Source organism: Streptomyces sp. NPDC044921, from assembly GCF_056432865.1.
The window spans coordinates 221979-236595 of sequence record NZ_JBWKIF010000001.1 but is presented as its reverse complement, the minus strand read 5'-3'; the positions used below and the strand labels follow the sequence as shown (position 1 = coordinate 236595).

General features: G+C 73.1%; 14 protein-coding genes. 5 read left to right on the top strand and 9 right to left on the bottom strand.

Annotated features, from left to right (window positions below):
* Positions 1-97: 97 nt before the first annotated feature.
* Positions 98-1015: an SDR family NAD(P)-dependent oxidoreductase gene (locus AC07DA_RS01175; protein WP_479123377.1), complete on the bottom strand. Its 918-nt coding sequence runs from the start codon at positions 1013-1015 to the stop codon at positions 98-100.
* Between the two features lie 103 nt (positions 1016-1118).
* Between AC07DA_RS01175 and AC07DA_RS01170 the strand changes: the two genes are divergently transcribed.
* Positions 1119-2045 carry a cyclase family protein gene (locus AC07DA_RS01170; protein ID WP_479123375.1) on the top strand — a complete coding sequence of 309 codons (927 nt, stop codon included), beginning with the start codon at positions 1119-1121 and terminating at the stop codon, positions 2043-2045.
* A gap of 437 nt (positions 2046-2482) precedes the next feature.
* Here AC07DA_RS01170 and AC07DA_RS01165 read toward each other — a convergent pair whose 3' ends face one another.
* The 4 genes from AC07DA_RS01165 to AC07DA_RS01150 all read right to left on the bottom strand — a co-directional run bounded on the left by AC07DA_RS01165 (position 2483) and on the right by AC07DA_RS01150 (position 6677).
* Positions 2483-2962 carry an ATP-binding protein gene (locus AC07DA_RS01165; protein WP_479123862.1) on the bottom strand — a complete coding sequence of 160 codons (480 nt, stop codon included), beginning with the start codon at positions 2960-2962 and terminating at the stop codon, positions 2483-2485.
* A gap of 443 nt (positions 2963-3405) precedes the next feature.
* The gene (locus tag AC07DA_RS01160; protein ID WP_479123373.1) at positions 3406-4341 is read right to left on the bottom strand and encodes an acyl-CoA dehydrogenase family protein; all 936 of its coding nucleotides are present in this window, start codon (positions 4339-4341) and stop codon (positions 3406-3408) included.
* A gap of 6 nt (positions 4342-4347) precedes the next feature.
* Positions 4348-5481, bottom strand: coding sequence for an acyl-CoA dehydrogenase family protein (locus AC07DA_RS01155; protein ID WP_479123371.1), 1134 nt, complete (start codon positions 5479-5481; stop codon positions 4348-4350).
* A complete protein-coding gene (locus tag AC07DA_RS01150) occupies positions 5481-6677 on the bottom strand; it encodes an amidohydrolase family protein (protein ID WP_479123369.1) in 1197 nt (398 codons plus the stop codon). The genes AC07DA_RS01155 and AC07DA_RS01150 overlap by 1 nt, the downstream gene beginning before the upstream one ends.
* 89 nt (positions 6678-6766) lie before the next feature.
* Here AC07DA_RS01150 and AC07DA_RS01145 point away from each other — a divergent pair, with 89 nt between their 5' ends.
* Positions 6767-8269, top strand: a complete 1503-nt coding sequence (locus AC07DA_RS01145) for a class I adenylate-forming enzyme family protein (RefSeq protein ID WP_479123367.1) — start codon at positions 6767-6769, stop codon at positions 8267-8269.
* Positions 8270-8287: 18 nt separating this feature from the next.
* Here AC07DA_RS01145 and AC07DA_RS01140 read toward each other — a convergent pair whose 3' ends face one another.
* Positions 8288-8800: an EF-hand domain-containing protein gene (locus AC07DA_RS01140; protein WP_479123366.1), complete on the bottom strand. Its 513-nt coding sequence runs from the start codon at positions 8798-8800 to the stop codon at positions 8288-8290.
* A 183-nt stretch (positions 8801-8983) separates the two neighbouring features.
* Positions 8984-9364 carry an STAS domain-containing protein gene (locus AC07DA_RS01135; protein WP_356525321.1) on the bottom strand — a complete coding sequence of 127 codons (381 nt, stop codon included), beginning with the start codon at positions 9362-9364 and terminating at the stop codon, positions 8984-8986.
* A 363-nt stretch (positions 9365-9727) separates the two neighbouring features.
* On the opposite strand from AC07DA_RS01135, the gene AC07DA_RS01130 reads away from it, so the two are divergent.
* Together AC07DA_RS01130 and AC07DA_RS01125 are read left to right on the top strand one after the other, a co-directional pair.
* On the top strand, positions 9728-10309 hold the full coding sequence (locus AC07DA_RS01130) for a sigma-70 family RNA polymerase sigma factor (protein WP_479123364.1): 582 nt from the start codon (positions 9728-9730) through the stop codon (positions 10307-10309).
* The gene (locus tag AC07DA_RS01125; RefSeq protein WP_479123362.1) at positions 10306-11709 is read left to right on the top strand and encodes a zf-HC2 domain-containing protein; all 1404 of its coding nucleotides are present in this window, start codon (positions 10306-10308) and stop codon (positions 11707-11709) included. The genes AC07DA_RS01130 and AC07DA_RS01125 overlap by 4 nt, the downstream gene beginning before the upstream one ends.
* Before the next feature lie 19 nt (positions 11710-11728).
* Here AC07DA_RS01125 and purU read toward each other — a convergent pair whose 3' ends face one another.
* Positions 11729-12610 (bottom strand): formyltetrahydrofolate deformylase, encoded by an 882-nt coding sequence (gene purU, locus AC07DA_RS01120; protein WP_479123361.1) that lies wholly within the window; start codon positions 12608-12610, stop codon positions 11729-11731.
* Positions 12611-12656: 46 nt separating this feature from the next.
* The gene (locus tag AC07DA_RS01115; RefSeq protein WP_479123360.1) at positions 12657-13157 is read right to left on the bottom strand and encodes an SCO4402 family protein; all 501 of its coding nucleotides are present in this window, start codon (positions 13155-13157) and stop codon (positions 12657-12659) included.
* Positions 13158-13274: 117 nt separating this feature from the next.
* On the opposite strand from AC07DA_RS01115, the gene AC07DA_RS01110 reads away from it, so the two are divergent.
* The gene (locus AC07DA_RS01110; RefSeq protein WP_479123359.1) at positions 13275-14585 is read left to right on the top strand and encodes an ABC transporter substrate-binding protein; all 1311 of its coding nucleotides are present in this window, start codon (positions 13275-13277) and stop codon (positions 14583-14585) included.
* The last annotated feature ends 32 nt before the right edge of the window (positions 14586-14617 follow it).

Sequence of the window (14617 nt, the reverse complement as noted above, 5' to 3'; positions counted from 1 at the left end):
CTCGACGCCGCGCGCCGCGAAGTCGCCCCAGGGGCGCGGGGAACGGCGCGACAGGCCACAACGGGCCCGCACCCGCCGCACCGCCGGCACCCCCGGCCTACCGGGCGTTCGGCCGCTCCCCGTCCCGCGCCGCCCGCTCCATCGCCGCCACCCGCTCCAGCATCGGCATCGGGTCCGCCCCCACCGACCCGGGCAGCACCTCGGCGATCCGTTCCGGCGTCCACGACCCTCCCTCGGCGTACACGGCCCGCAGCTCCCGCGGCTGCGCCCACACCGCGATCTTCGCCCCGGCGGCCGTGTACACCTGGCCGGTGATCCCCTGCCGGGCGGCCTCGTCGGACAGCAGGTACACCACCAGGGCGGCGACGTCCTCCGGCTCCCCGATCTCCGCCAGCTCCATCGGGACATTCGCCGACATCCGGGTCCGGGCGACGGGCGCCACCGCGTTGGCGGTCACCCCGTACTTGTGCAGCCCCAGCGCGGCGCTGCGCACGAGCGAGATGACGCCGCCCTTGGCCGCGCTGTAGTTCGCCTGCGAGACCGACCCCTGGTGGTTGCCGCTGGTGAAGCCGATCAGCGTCCCGGCCCGCTGCTCGCGCATGACCGCCGAGGCCGCCCGGAACACCGTGAAGGTGCCCTTCAGATGCGTGGCGAGGACCGGGTCCCACTCCTGCTCGGTCATGTTGAACAGCATCCGCTCGCGCAGGATCCCGGCGACGCAGACCGCGCCGTCCAGCCGCCCGTACGCGGACAGCGCCGCGTCGACGACCCGCTGCCCGCCCGCCGTCGTCGAGATGTCGTCGGCGACGGCCACCGCCTCCCCGCCCGCCGCCTCGATCTCCTTGGCCACGGCCTCGGCGACCTCGCTCGCCGGGGAGGCCCCGTCGACCGAGACGCCGTAGTCGTTGACGACGACCTTCGCTCCTTCGGCGGCGGCCGCCCGCGCGACCGCCCGGCCGATGCCCCGCCCGGCGCCGGTGACGGCGACGACCTTGCCTGCCAGGAAGTTCCCCACGTCCGTCCCCTTCCCGTCCCGCGGTTTCTGACGGACCGTTAGATGGCTGCCCCTGGATTCTACGACCCGTCAGATACGGGAAGACAAGCCCCGCGGAGGACCCATGTCACTGCCGGCCGCGTTCCACGAGATCGCCGAGCGCGTGAACAACTGGGGCCGCTGGGGAGCCGACGACGAGCTCGGCACGCTGAACCTGATCACGGACGAGGTGGTCCGGGAGGCGGCGGCCACCGTCCGCACCGGCCGCCGCGTCCCGCTCGCCCTGCCCCTGCGGCAGGACGGCGTGCAGACGGGCGCCATCCCCGGCCGGGTCAACCCGCTGCACGTCATGGTGCAGATCAACCAGGAGCTCTTCGGCCCGGGCACGGTCGCGTGCAGCGACGACGTCGTGACCATGGGGCTCCAGGCGGCCACCCACTGGGACGCGCTGCCCCACGTCTCCCACTCGGGCCGGCTGTACAACGGCCGTCCGGCCCACACCATCACCGCGCACGGCGGCGCGGAGTTCAGCGGCATCGGCACCGTGCGGCACCTCGTCTCGCGCGGCGTGCTGCTCGACGTGGCCCGGGCCAGGGGCGCGGACCGGCTCCGCGGCCCCCACGCCGTCACCCCCGAGGACCTGGACGCCGCCGAGGAGCTGGCCGGGACCCGGGTGCGGGCCGGTGACGTCGTGCTGGTGCGCACCGGGCATATACGGTTCTGCCTGGCCGGGGACCGGCACGCCTACGCGTATCCCTCGCCGGGGCTGTCCGTGCGGACGCCGGAGTGGTTCCACGCGCGCGATGTCGCCGCCGTGGCCAACGACACCCTCACCTTCGAGGTGTTCCCGCCCGAGTCGCAGGACCTGTGGCTGCCGGTGCACGCCCTCCATCTCGTGGAGATGGGCATGCCACAGGGCCAGAACTGGAATCTCGAAGAGTTGTCCACAGCCTGTGGAGAAAGCGGCCGCTACACCTTCCTGCTGTCGGCCACCCCCGAGCCGTTCACCGGGGCGACCGGATCGCCGGTGGCCCCGGTCGCGGTCCTGTAGGCCGGCGACCACCCCCTGCGAAGCACCTCTCCTGAAGCTGGATGGAAGCTGGATGGCGGCGCCGCGCTGCCCGCCCCGAGCACGTCAGCGCGCGCCGCCACCCGACTCCGGCGCTCCCGCCCCGGCTTCCATGGCCCTGAAGAAGCCGACGCCGAGTCACGACTCACACTCGCCGAGGACCGCCGTCGTCGCGGCCCTCGCCGTCCCCTCACGGCGAATCGCTGCCCACCAGCGTGAACATCCGGTCACGAGGCGTCAACACCGGTTCGGCGGTTTGTCGCTTTTGGGGGCCTTTCCCGCAGGCGCGCACGGAAGCACGTCCCGGCGCACCGCCGCATATCCGCCAGGGACCGGCCTGCTCCTCGCGCCTCCGCGCCCCGGGCCCGCCGCAAGACCGCTCGGCATGTGCCCCGCGCCCCGCCGGCGGCGGGCGCACCCTACACCGCCTCGTACGCCGCGAGTCCTTCGAGGGACGCGCCGCCGTACGCCACCGTGCCGCCCCCGCACGACCCCGTGAGGTCGCGGGACTTCGCACACCGGTCCAGTTCGCACCAGATGCGCTTGCCGGTGGCCTCGACGGTCCAGCCCCAGCGGTCGGCGAGGCCGTCCACGAGGGCGAGGCCCCGGCCGCCGGTCGCCTCGTCGCCCGCACACCGGGGCACGGGGGCCCGGCCGCTGCGGTCGGCGACCTCCAGGCGGACCGTGGCCTCCTCCGTCACCGCGGGCGGCAGGGAGAGCCGCAGCACGGCGGGACGGCCGGTGTGCACCACGGCGTTGGTGACGAGCTCGGAGACGAGCAGGACCAGCGTCTCGGCGAGCGGTTCATCGGCCTGTACACCCGACCCGGCCAGGCGCGAGCGGGCCCACCGCCGGGCCCGCCCCACCTCTGCGGGGTCGGGCCGGATCTCCAGCTGCACTTGAAGCACCTGCACCGCTCACACCATCCGAACCGGCGGACACTTAGGCTCGCGCCTCACGAAGGCCACGATCGTAGCCATTTTCTGCATGGCCAGAACAACGGCCGGGTCAGGGATCACGGACCGTGAATCCCTTGTGGGACAGCATGGTTGACGTACAGTCACCCCAACAAGCGCTTCGGGCATATTCCAGCGCGAAGGATTACCCGTGCGGCATACTGTGCGACGCTCACCCGGGGCAGTCGAACAGGCGGCGCCACTGGGTCGCACTGCGCTCAGAGCCACTCGCATCTCACACAAGGTACCGGTTCGCGCCGTCGGCTTCGGGCCGTGACGAGTCACGCGGAGGACACGAGGCGGTGTCAACGCTCCGTGATCATGGAGTGCCACGATCCGCGACACGTTCTCGGCCCCCTGCGGCGACGGTGCAGCCAGGCGGCCTGTCAGACCGTTCCGGCGAGCAGACCCGCCGCCACAGCCTCCTCACTCTGAGTCACCCCACCGCCACGTCGGGTTCGAACCCATGCGCGTTTCAGATGCAGATGGACCTCGGACTCCCAGGTGAAGCCCATGCCGCCGTGCACCTGGAGACAGTCGCGGGCGCCGCGCACGGCGGCCTCGTCGGCGAGCAGACGGGCGGCGGCGATGTCGACCGGGTCGCCGGTGACGGCGGCCGCGTACACCGCCGCGCGGGCCGTCTCCGTCCGGACCAGCACTCCGGCGCACAGGTGTGCCACGGCCTGGAAGGCCCCGACGGGCCGGCCGAACTGCTCGCGGGCCCGGGCGTGTTGCGCCGCCAGCTCGCCGACGCGGCCGGCCGTGCCGAGTTGCTCCGCGGCGGTGAGGAGGACGGCGGCCGGGTCGCGTCCGGGCTGCTCGGCGGGCACGCGGTGCAGCGGTGTGAGCGGGTCGAGCGAGCGCAGCGGCACGGCTCCCGTGGCGTCCCCGCGCACGACGTCCGCCGCGGCGAGCCACTCCACCAGGCCGCCGTCGACGTCCGTCACGACGCGTTCACCGGTGGCCGCGCCCGCCACGGCACCGGCCGCGAGGTGGGTGGCGACGAGCGGCCCGGGCAGCAGGGCCCGCCCCGCCTCCTCGAACAGCAACACGGCTTCCGGAAACCCGAGTCCGGCGCCACCGTCCGCCTCCGGCAGTCGCAGTGAGAAGAAACCGGCGTCACCCAGGACCCGCCACAGCGTCCGGTCCAGCCGCACGCGCGCCCCACCGCCGTCCCGCCCCGGCCCCCGGCCCGCCGGGCTCCCTCCCCCACCGGCCCCCTCCACGGCCGCCCGCAGCGCCGCCCCGTCGAAGTGGCGTGCCAGCAGCCGCCGTGCCGCGTCCCGCAGCACCCGCTGGTCCTGCGTCAGCCGGAACCGCACGGCCCCTCACCGTCCCTTCGGCAGGCCGAGGATCCGCTCGGCGATGATGCTGTGCTGGATCTGCGAGGTGCCGGCCGCGATGGTGTACGACAGCGAGGAGAGCCGGTCCAGGGTCCAGGGGCGGTCGAGGTCGAGGCTGTCGTCGCCCAGGACGTCGGCGGCGGCGTCGTACAGCTCCTGGCGGGCGTGCGAGTAGCGCAGCTTGAAGACCGAGCCGCCGGTACCGGGCACGCCGCCGGACGCCTCCGCCGCGCTCACGTTCCACTGCGTCAGCCGCCACAGCGCCCGGAACTCGGCGCCCAGCCTGCCGAGCCTGCGCCGCAGGGCGGGATCGTCCCAGCGGCCGTTGCGGTGGGCCTCGGCGGCCAGTTCGGCGAGGACGCGGCGGCAGGCGACGACCTCGCCGGCGAAGGCCGTGCCGCGTTCGAAGGACAGCGTCACCATGGTGACGCGCCAGCCGTCGTTCTCCTCCCCGACCCGGTTCGCCACCGGCACGCGCACCTCGTCGAGGAAGACCTCGGCGAACTCGGCCGACCCGGCGAGCGTGCGCAGCGGCCGTACGGTGACGCCGGGCGCGTCCATGGACAGGGCGAGCCAGGTGATGCCCCGGTGCCGGGGGGCCTCGGGGTCGGTGCGCACCAACAGCTCACACCAGTCGGCGACTTGCGCGTGGGAGGTCCAGATCTTGCTGCCGGTCACGACGTACGTGTCGCCGTCGCGCCGGGCGCGGGTGCGCAGGGCCGCCAGGTCGGAGCCGGCCTCCGGTTCACTGAAGCCCTGGCACCAGACCTCCTCGCCGCGCAGGATCGGCGGCAGCCAGCGCGCGCGCTGCTCCGCCGTGCCCTCGGCGGCGATGGTCGGCCCGGCGTGCAGCAGCCCCACGAAGTTCGCGCCCACGTAGGGTGCACCGGCCTTCTCGGTCTCCTCCAGGAGGATCAGCCGGATCGCCGGGGAGGCGTCCCAGTGGACGCCCGCGTACCCGGCGTCGTGGAGCCTGCGCTGCCAGCCGAGGTCGTACGCCCGCCGCGCCGGCCAGTCGCCGGGCGACGGCCTGGGCGGGAGACCGGGCAGCACCGCGGCGAGCCAGGCGCGCAGACCGGCCCGGAACTCCTCCTCCTCGGGCGTGTCCGACAGGTCCATCAGCGGTCGAGGTCCAGGCCGAGCATCCGGATGGCGTTGCCCCGCATCAGCTTGTACACCGTCTCGTCGTCGAGGCCCTTGACGTGGTCGAGCGCGACCTCCTTGGTGTGCGGGAAGGTCGAGTCGACGTGCGGGTAGTCGGTCTCGAAGGTGGCGTTGTCGCGGCCGACGGCGTCGATCGAGGCGATCCCGTGCCTGTCGCGGAAGAAGCAGCAGAAGATCTGCCGGTAGTAGTACGTCGACGGCGGCTCGGGGACCGTCTCCCGTACGCCGCCCCAGGCGCGGTGCTCCGCCCAGACGTCGTCGGCCCGCTCCAGGGCGTACGGCACCCAGCCCATCTGGCCCTCGGAGTAGGCCAGTTTGAGGCGCGGGAAGCGGACGAGCACCCCGCTGAACAGGAAGTCCATCATCGAGGCCATCGCGTTGTTGAAGCTGAGCGAGGCCTGGACGGCGGGCGGGGCGTCCGGGGAGGCGGCCGGCATCTGGGACGAGGACCCGATGTGCATGTTCACGACCGTGCCGGTCTCCTGGCAGACCGCGAAGAACGGGTCCCAGTAGCCGGAGTGGATGGACGGCAGCCCGAGGTGGGTGGGGATCTCGGAGAAGGTGACGGCCCGCACCCCGCGCGCGGCGTTGCGGCGGATCTCGGCGACCGCGAGGCCGACGTCCCACAGCGGGATCAGGCAGAGCGGGATGAGCCGCCCCCCGCTGTCGCCGCACCACTCCTGGACCATCCAGTCGTTGTAGGCGCGCACGCAGGCCAGCGCGACCTCCTTGTCGTGCGCCTCGGCGAAGGTCTGGCCGCAGAACCGGGGGAAGGAGGGGAAGCAGAGACTGGCCTCGACGTGGTTGAGGTCCATGTCCTCCAGCCGCGCCTTGGGGTCCCAGCAGCCGCGCCGCATCTCCTCGCGGGTGATGCCCTCCAGGGTCATCTCGTCGCGGTCGAAGCCGACGGCGGCGATGTTGCGCTTGTACGGGAACTTCAGGTCCTCGTAGACCCACCAGTCGGTGGGCGGACCGTCCGGGTCCATGGTGATGCGGTACTTGCCGCCGACGTAGGCGAGTTCGCCGATCCCGGCGGTCAGCGGCCGGGGCCCGCGGTCGCGGTACCTGGCCGGCAGCCAGGTGTCGAAGAGGTGGGCGGGCTCGATCACGTGGTCGTCGACGCTGATGATGCGGGGCAGTTCGGTCGCCATGGGTGCCCTCCGCCGGACGGTACTTATCTGATGGACCGTCAGCTAGCATCCCATCTGACGACTCGCCAGCCAAGCCGCAGGGGGCAGCCGTGAACGACACCCCGCACACTCTGAGTTCGTCCCGCACCCTGTGGGAGCTGGTGGCCCGCCGTGCCGCCCTCACGCCCGGCCGCCCGCTCTTCCTGCAGGACGACCGCGCGCTCACCTTCGGCGGGCTGGCCGCGCGCGCCGAGCGGGTCGCGGCCGGCCTGTACGGCATGGGCGTGCGCCCCGGCACGGTGGTCGCCTGGCAGCTGCCCACCCGCATCGAGACGGCCCTGCTCTCCTTCGCGCTGGCCCGCCTCGGCGCCGTGCAGACCCCGGTGATCCCTTTCCACCGGGACCGCGAGGTGGGCTTCGCGCTGCGGGAGTCGAAGGCGGAGTTCTTCGCGGTGCCGGGCGTGTGGCGCGGCTTCGACCACACGGAGATGGCCCGGCGGCTCGGCGCGAGGGGCGCCTTCGAGGCCTACGACGACCTGCCCGACGGCGATCCGTCCGTGCTGCCCCCGCCGCCCGCCGACGGCACCGCCGTCCGCTGGATCTACTGGACCTCCGGCACCACCTCCGACCCCAAGGGCGTGCTGCACACGGACCGTTCCCTGCTCGCGGGCGGCTCCTGCCTCGCCCACGCGCTGCGCCCCACGGGCGAGGACGTCGGGTCGATCGCCTTCCCGTACGCCCACATCGGCGGCCCCGACTACACGGTGATGCTGCTGCTGTACGGCTTCCCGGCGGTGCTGTCCGAGCGGTTCGCGCTGCCGGAGGCGCTGGCGGCGTACCGGGCGCACGGCGTGACGATCGCGGGCGGGTCGACGGCGTTCTACTCGATGTTCCTCGCGGAGCAGCGCGACCGCCCCGGGGAGCGGCTGCTGCCGTCCCTGCGGCTGCTGGCGGGCGGCGGGGCGCCCAGGCCGCCGGAGCTGTACCACGCGGTGGTGCGCGAGATGGGGGTGCGTCTCGCCCACGGGTACGGCATGACCGAGGTGCCGATGATCACCATGGGAGCGCCGGACGACGACCCCGAGCTGCTGGCGACGACCGAGGGGCGGCCGCCGGAGGGGATGGAGGTCCGGATCGTGGACGGGGAGGTGCGGCTGCGCGGGGAGGCCGTGTGCCGGGGGTACCTGGACCCGGCGCAGACCGCCGCGGCCTTCGACGAGGAGGGCTTCCTGCGCACCGGCGACCTGGGGCACCTCACGGCGACCGGGCACCTGGTGCTCACCGGCCGGCTCAAGGACGTGATCATCCGCAAGGGCGAGAACATCTCCGCCCGGGAGATCGAGGACCTGCTGCACCGGCACCCGGCGGTCGCGGACGCCGCCGTGATCGGGCTGCCGGACGCGGCGCGCGGGGAGCTGGTGTGCGCGGTGGTGGAACAGCCGCCCGGAGCCCCGGTCCTGACGCTCGGCGCCGTGACCGCGTTCCTGCGCGCCGAGGGACTGTCGGTGCACAAGCTGCCCGAGCGGCTGGAGGTGGTGGACGCCCTCCCGCGGGGCGAGACCCTGCGGAAGGTGCTGAAGTACAAGCTGCGCGACCGCTACGCCGGCACCTGACGCCCGGCGCCCGGCGTGCTATTCGGGCACGGTGAAGTAGCGGGCGAAGGCGGGGACGACGTCGGCCTCGCCGACCTTGCCGTCGCCGTCCGCGTCGAGCGCGGCGGCGGCCGGCGCGGCCGTCTCCCCGGGGGCGCCCAGGCACTTCAGCACGCGTGCGGCCTCCTCGACCGTCACGGCGCCGTCGCCGTCGGTGTCGGCGACGTCCAGGACCGCGTGCAGGAAGGGACGGGCGATCTCGGCGAAGCCGTCGGGGTTGTCGCGCAGGCGCTTGACCGCGCCGTTGACGAACTCCTCGCGCGTGATGCGCTGGTCGCCGTCGCGGTCCGCTATCCCGGCCATGCCCTGCCAGAACGCCTCGGCTCCGCCGTACAGCGCCTGCCCCTGGTCGGAGCGGGCCGCGACACCGAACTCCGTGAGCAGCGCCTTGGCCGCCCCGTAGAAGTCCTCGCGGTCGATGTAGCCGTTGCCGTCCTGGTCGAAGGTGGCGAACCGGGCGGCGATCCTGCGCTCGTACTCGCTGCTGACCATGTCTGTCTCGGGCCGCCTTACGTCGGGTGGGGTGCGTTCTTCGGTCGGAGCGTACGACGGAGGGAGGGGTTCGGGCGTGGGAAAACGTCACTTGTGCCGGGAGCGGGGAGATTCCGGGACGACACTGTGCCGGAACGGGGACACAACCGGGCCGCCTCGCGTGTCGGGGACGTCACGCGGGCGTCACGCCGAGAGGGGCTCACCCTCGTCGCCCAGGGCCGCGTCGAGGTCGCCGTACACGTCGAACAGGCGGCGCACGCCCAGCGCGCCGAGGACCCGGTTGACGTGGGAGCCGTCGGCGGCGCCCCGGGCGGGGAGCACCAGGCGCAGCCGGCCCTGGCAGGAGCGGATCAGCCGGCGGGCGGCGATGAGCACGCCGACGCCGCTGGAGTCGCAGAAGAACACCTCGGACAGGTCCAGGACGAGACAGTGGTGCCCCTCGGCCACCACGTCGTGCACCCGCTGACGCAGCACCGGCGACGTCACCAGATCCAGCTCGCCCGACACCCGGAGCACGGCCCACTCGCCCTGCTCGCCGCCGGTCACTTTGAAGGTCACCACCACGCCCCTCGCTCGCCGAAACGGAAGCAGTACCTACGCTTCCTTGCAGCGCGGCTGCCCACCGGCCGTTCCCCGAAACACGGGCCGGAAAACGGATGCCTCGCAAAAGAGGCTTGTTTTAGTCGACTTCGATCCGCTTCGATCCTAATCAGTCATGTCTGATCGAAGGGTGACGGGGTAGGCGCGCACCAAACGCATACGGAGCGGGCGCCGGTGGGTCCCCCTACCATCCACGGCCCTCCGGGGGGCGCACATTGCCACAAAGGGGCGTGCGCCACCGGACGTGCCGACTACATTCGAGGAGACGTGAGGCACAGGCTGGACAGGGCACGGGCGCGGAGCACGAGCAGGGGGTGAGGGGGCCGCATGGCGAAGAGGGACGTACCGCCTCGCTGGGACCGGAAGATGCAGCAGCGGCTCGCCCGCGGGGAAGCCGCCGCGCTCGGTGAGCTCTACGACCGGTTCGCCTCCCTGGTGCACGGCCTCGCCCACCGCGTCCTCGGCGACGAGAGCGCGGCCGACGGCATCACCCGCGAGGTCTTCGTGCACGTGTGGGAGCACCCCGACTCCTACGACCCCCGGCAGGGCCCGCTGCGGACCTGGGTCGCCGCGCTGACCCACCGGCTCGCGGTGCAGCGGCTGCGCGCCACCGAGACCGCCGCCCTCGCCCGCGACGGCGCCGGCACCACGGAGGAGCTGGAACACCGGGTGCGCAGCGCCGCGGTCGCCGCCCGCGCCGACTACATCGTCCAGTCCATGCCGGTGCCGCTGCGCTCGGCCCTGGAGCGGGCCTACTTCCAGCGGCGCGACTACCGCCAGGCCGCCGCCGACCTCGGCATCACCGAGGACGAGGCCCGCCGGCGCCTGCGCCTGGGCCTGCAACTGCTCTCCACCGCCCACGACACCGAGGCCCCGGGCGCCCCGCCCGGATTCGGGGGTGCGGTGTGAACGGACCGGACCCCTACGAGCCGTACGACGACGACCACCACCACGACCACCACGGGGACCACGGGGACCACGACGGCCACGGGGACGAGGACGGCGGCCGCGCGGAGCGGGACGACACGCGGGAAGAGAACGGTATTCGCGATGAAGAGGGCGCGGACGGACCCGGCGGATCCCGGTACGGCGAGGCCCGGGACGCCGAGGACGGGCAGCCGCCGCGGATACCCCTGCCCCGGGCCTCCGTCGAGGACGGCGGGCTGCCCCTGCCCGCGCCACCACCACCGGAACGGCCCGTGTTCGAGCATCCCGTGCTGAAGTCCCTGCTCGGCGCCTGGGCGCTGGCCGCCTGCTCGGCCGAGGAGGCCACGGCCGTCGAGGAGCACCTCGGCACGTGCGGCGCGTGCGCCGACGAGGCCCGGCGGCTGCGCGAGGCGGTCGGGCTGCTGCAGCGCCCCGAGAGCCTCGACCTCGACCCGGGGCTGCGCACGCGCGTCCTGCAGACGTGCCTGGAACGGCGCCCGCCGCGCATCCCGGTGCCGGACTGGGCCGCCGCGTACGACGCCGAGACCGCGCGGCTGGACGCCCTGCTGCAGGACTTCGGCGACGCCGAGTGGCACGCGCCGGTACGGCTGCGCTGGTTCCGCGCCGACGGGGCGACGACCCGCCGGACCACCGTCGCCGGGGTGATCGCGCATCTGCTCAGCGTGGACGGGCTGGTGGCGGTCGCGCTGGGCCTGGACGACCCGCTGGGCGACGTCCCCGCCGCGCGGCCGACCCCGGCGGCCCGCACCGAGGCGTACTGGCGTGCCTCCCACTTCCCGCCCACGCGCGCCGTGCGCGCCCCCTGGCGGGAACAGAGCCACAACCTGGTCCGCACGGTGTCCTTCACGGGCGGCGGCGCGGGCAGGATGCCGATCCCGTACGGCGACTTCGACCTGCCGTTGCACGACGCGATGCTCGACCGGGCCTTCGAGTGCTGGGTGCACGCCGAGGACATCGCGGACGCGGTCGACTACCCGTACGACCCGCCCTCGCCGCGCCACCTGCACCGCATGATCGACCTGGCGGCGCGCATGCTCCCGACGGCCCTGGCCGACCGCAGGCGGGCCGGCCTCGCGGCCCCCGCCCACCAGCGCCACCTGGTCGCGGCCGGTGAACCGGGCCGCAGCCTGCGCCTGGAGATCGAGGGCTCGGGCGGCGGCGAGTGGCTGATCCCCCTGGACTCCCCCGCCGCCAAGGGCTCCGCCGAGCACGAGGTGGCCCACGTGGCCCTGGACGGGGTCGAGTTCTGCCGTCTGGCGGCGGGCCACGTCCCCCCGCAGGAGGCGGCGGCCGGCCAGGTCGGCGACAGAGAGGCGATCAGGGACGTCCTGTTCGCGGCGGCGTCACTGAGCAGGATGTAGAACGCGGCCGTGGGGGCTGCTAGGCGAACACCACGGTCCGCCGCCCGTTCAGCAGAATCCGGCGCTCGGCGTGCCACTTCACGGCCCGCGCCAGCGCCTGGCACTCCACGTCCCGCCCGATCGCCACCAGCTGGTCCGGCGTCACGTCGTGCCCGACCCGCTCGACCTCCTGCTCGATGATCGGCCCCTCGTCGAGGTCGGCCGTCACATAGTGGGCGGTCGCCCCGATCAGCTTCACCCCGCGCGCGTGCGCCTGGTGGTACGGCTTCGCGCCCTTGAAGCTCGGCAGGAAGGAGTGGTGGATGTTGATGATCCGCCCGCTCAGCTGCTTGCACAGGTCGTCCGAGAGGACCTGCATGTAGCGGGCCAGCACGACCAGTTCCACGCCCTCCTCGCGCACGATCTCCAGCAGCCGCGCCTCTGCCTCCGGCTTGGTGTCCTTCGTCACCGGGATGTGGTGGAAGGGCACGTTGTAGGAGCCCACCAGCTCGGCGAAGTCCGTGTGGTTGGACACCACGCCGGCGATCTCCACCGGCAGCGCCCCGATCCGCGCGCGGAACAGCAGGTCGTTCAGGCAGTGCCCGAACTTGCTGACCATCAGCAGGATGCGCATCTTCTCGTCGCCGCGGTTGATCTGCCAGTCCATCTGGAAGGAGTCACCGATCGCGGCGAAGCTGGCCCGCAGCTTCTCCACCGTCACCGGCGCGTCCGCGGAGAAGTGGACCCGCATGAAGAACAGTCCCGTGTCGTGGTCGCCGAACTGCTGGCTGTCCTCGATGTTGCAGCCGGTCATGAACAGATAGCTCGACACGGCGTGCACGATGCCCTTCCGGTCAGGGCAGGAGAGGGTGAGGACGTACTGGTCGGCCGGGACCGCGGCACTGGTGGACTGCTCGTTCATGCGGGACAGGGTCCCACAAGGGGCGACGCCACCGGCAATCGTCCCGCTAGGCGGACCTCGTCATGATCCGCAGCACCTCCAGGCTGCGCGGCGGCGCGTCCGGCTCCTCGCCGTCGCTCGTGGCGAGCCGCACGTGCGCCTCCCGGGCGGCCCGGACCGCCTCCGGCCACGCCTCGTGCTCCAGGTAGGCGGCGACCGGCGCGTCCGGGCCCACCTGGTGCATGATCCGCAGCACCCGCAGCACGGCGGTGTCGACGAGGGCCGCCTCCTGCGTGTCCCGGAAGATCGTGCCGACGTACTTCTCGGCGGACCAGTGGTCCAGCCAGGTGTCCTCCACCAGCCGGTACACCGCGTCGGTCACGTCGCCGTAGCCGTCCACGCCGGCCAGCCAGACGTCCCGCTGGAACACGGGGTCGGAGAGCATGTGCAGCGCCGAGCGCACGTTGCTGCGCCAGCGCCACCACGGCATGTCGTTGACGGGCATGCCGCCCATGGTGGATGAGCGACGGCCACGTCGGGAAGAGTTCTCCGAAGCTTGCACGGTCATCGATCGTACGTTCCCCTCCACATCGGTCACACCGGCCCCCGTAATTCACCTGTACGTCACCGATCGTCGACCGCGGATCACTCATGGGTTAGCCATGTGACGGAATCGTGCGGAACCATGACCGGCAGGCGACGCACCCGCAGCACATCCCTCCCCGGCCTCCTCGTCCGTCACGCCAGAAAAGGCGTCCTCTCCGCGGGCACGGCGGTCGCGTGCGCGTCACTCCTCGCCGGCTGCGGGGTCGTGCCCGGTACCACGGGGGGTGCCGGGGACGCGCCCATCACCGTCATGACGTGGGCGCCCGAGAAGACCAAGGCCACCAACAAGCCAGGCATGCCCGCCTTCGCCACCGCCTACGCCCGCTGGGTGAACGCCAACGGCGGCATCAACGGCCGCGAGCTGAAGGTGCTGACCTGCAACGACCACAACGACAGCGTGGCCGCCGCCAAGTGCGCCCGGCAGGCGGCCAAGGAGAACGTCGTCGCGGTCGTCGGATCCTACAGCCAGCACGCCGACTCCTTCTTCCCGTCGCTGGAGAGCGCGGGCATCCCCTACATAGGCGGCTACGGCATCACGAACGCCGAGTTCACCAGCCCGCTGTCCTACCCGGTCAACGGCGGCCAGCCCGCGCTGCTCGCCGGCCTGGGCCGCGCGCTCGCCGACTGCGGGCCGGTCGCGCTGATCCGGCCCGACACGATCGCGGGCGACCAGCTGCCGCCGCTGCTCGACTCGGGCCTGAAGGCGGGCGGACACGAGCCCGCGCGGGACCAGCGCGCGCCGGAGGACGCCACCGAGTACGACGACCAGGCGGAGCGGGCGCTGCGCTCGACGACCACCGATCCGCGGGACGAGGGCTGCGTGGTGCCCGCGCTCGGGGACCGCAACGGCACGTTCATGGACTCCTTCCGCCGGGCCCGGGAGGACCACCCCGACGTCCGGACGGCCGCGGTGCTCGGCAGCGTCGACCAGACGGTGATCGACGCGACCGGCGGGGCGTCGGGTCCGTACGAGGGCTCGTACATCACCGGCTGGTACCCCGTGGCGAGTGATCCGCGCTGGGACGCGATGAAGCGGGTGATCAGGCAGGAGGCCTTCGGCGACAACCGGATCGACCCCGCGGACGCCGGGGTGCAGACCACGTGGATCGCCTACACCGTCTTCCACCGGGTCGTCGAGTCGCTCGGTGACGGCGAGATCAGCGCCGACACGGTGACGGAGGCCCTCGACGACGGCTTCGAGGCCGACACGGGCGGGCTCACGCCGACCCTGCGGTGGCGGTTCCAGGACAAGCTGGCCTCGGTGGGCTTCCCGCGGCTGGTCAACGCGAACGTGACCCTTCAGGTGGTGCGCGAGGGGCGGCTGGTGTCGGCCCGCAAGGGTTTCGTCGACACGACCCGGACGCTGCAGGACGCCGACGTGACCTACTAGGCGCGGCCCCGCGGCTCCCGCCGGCTCAGCTC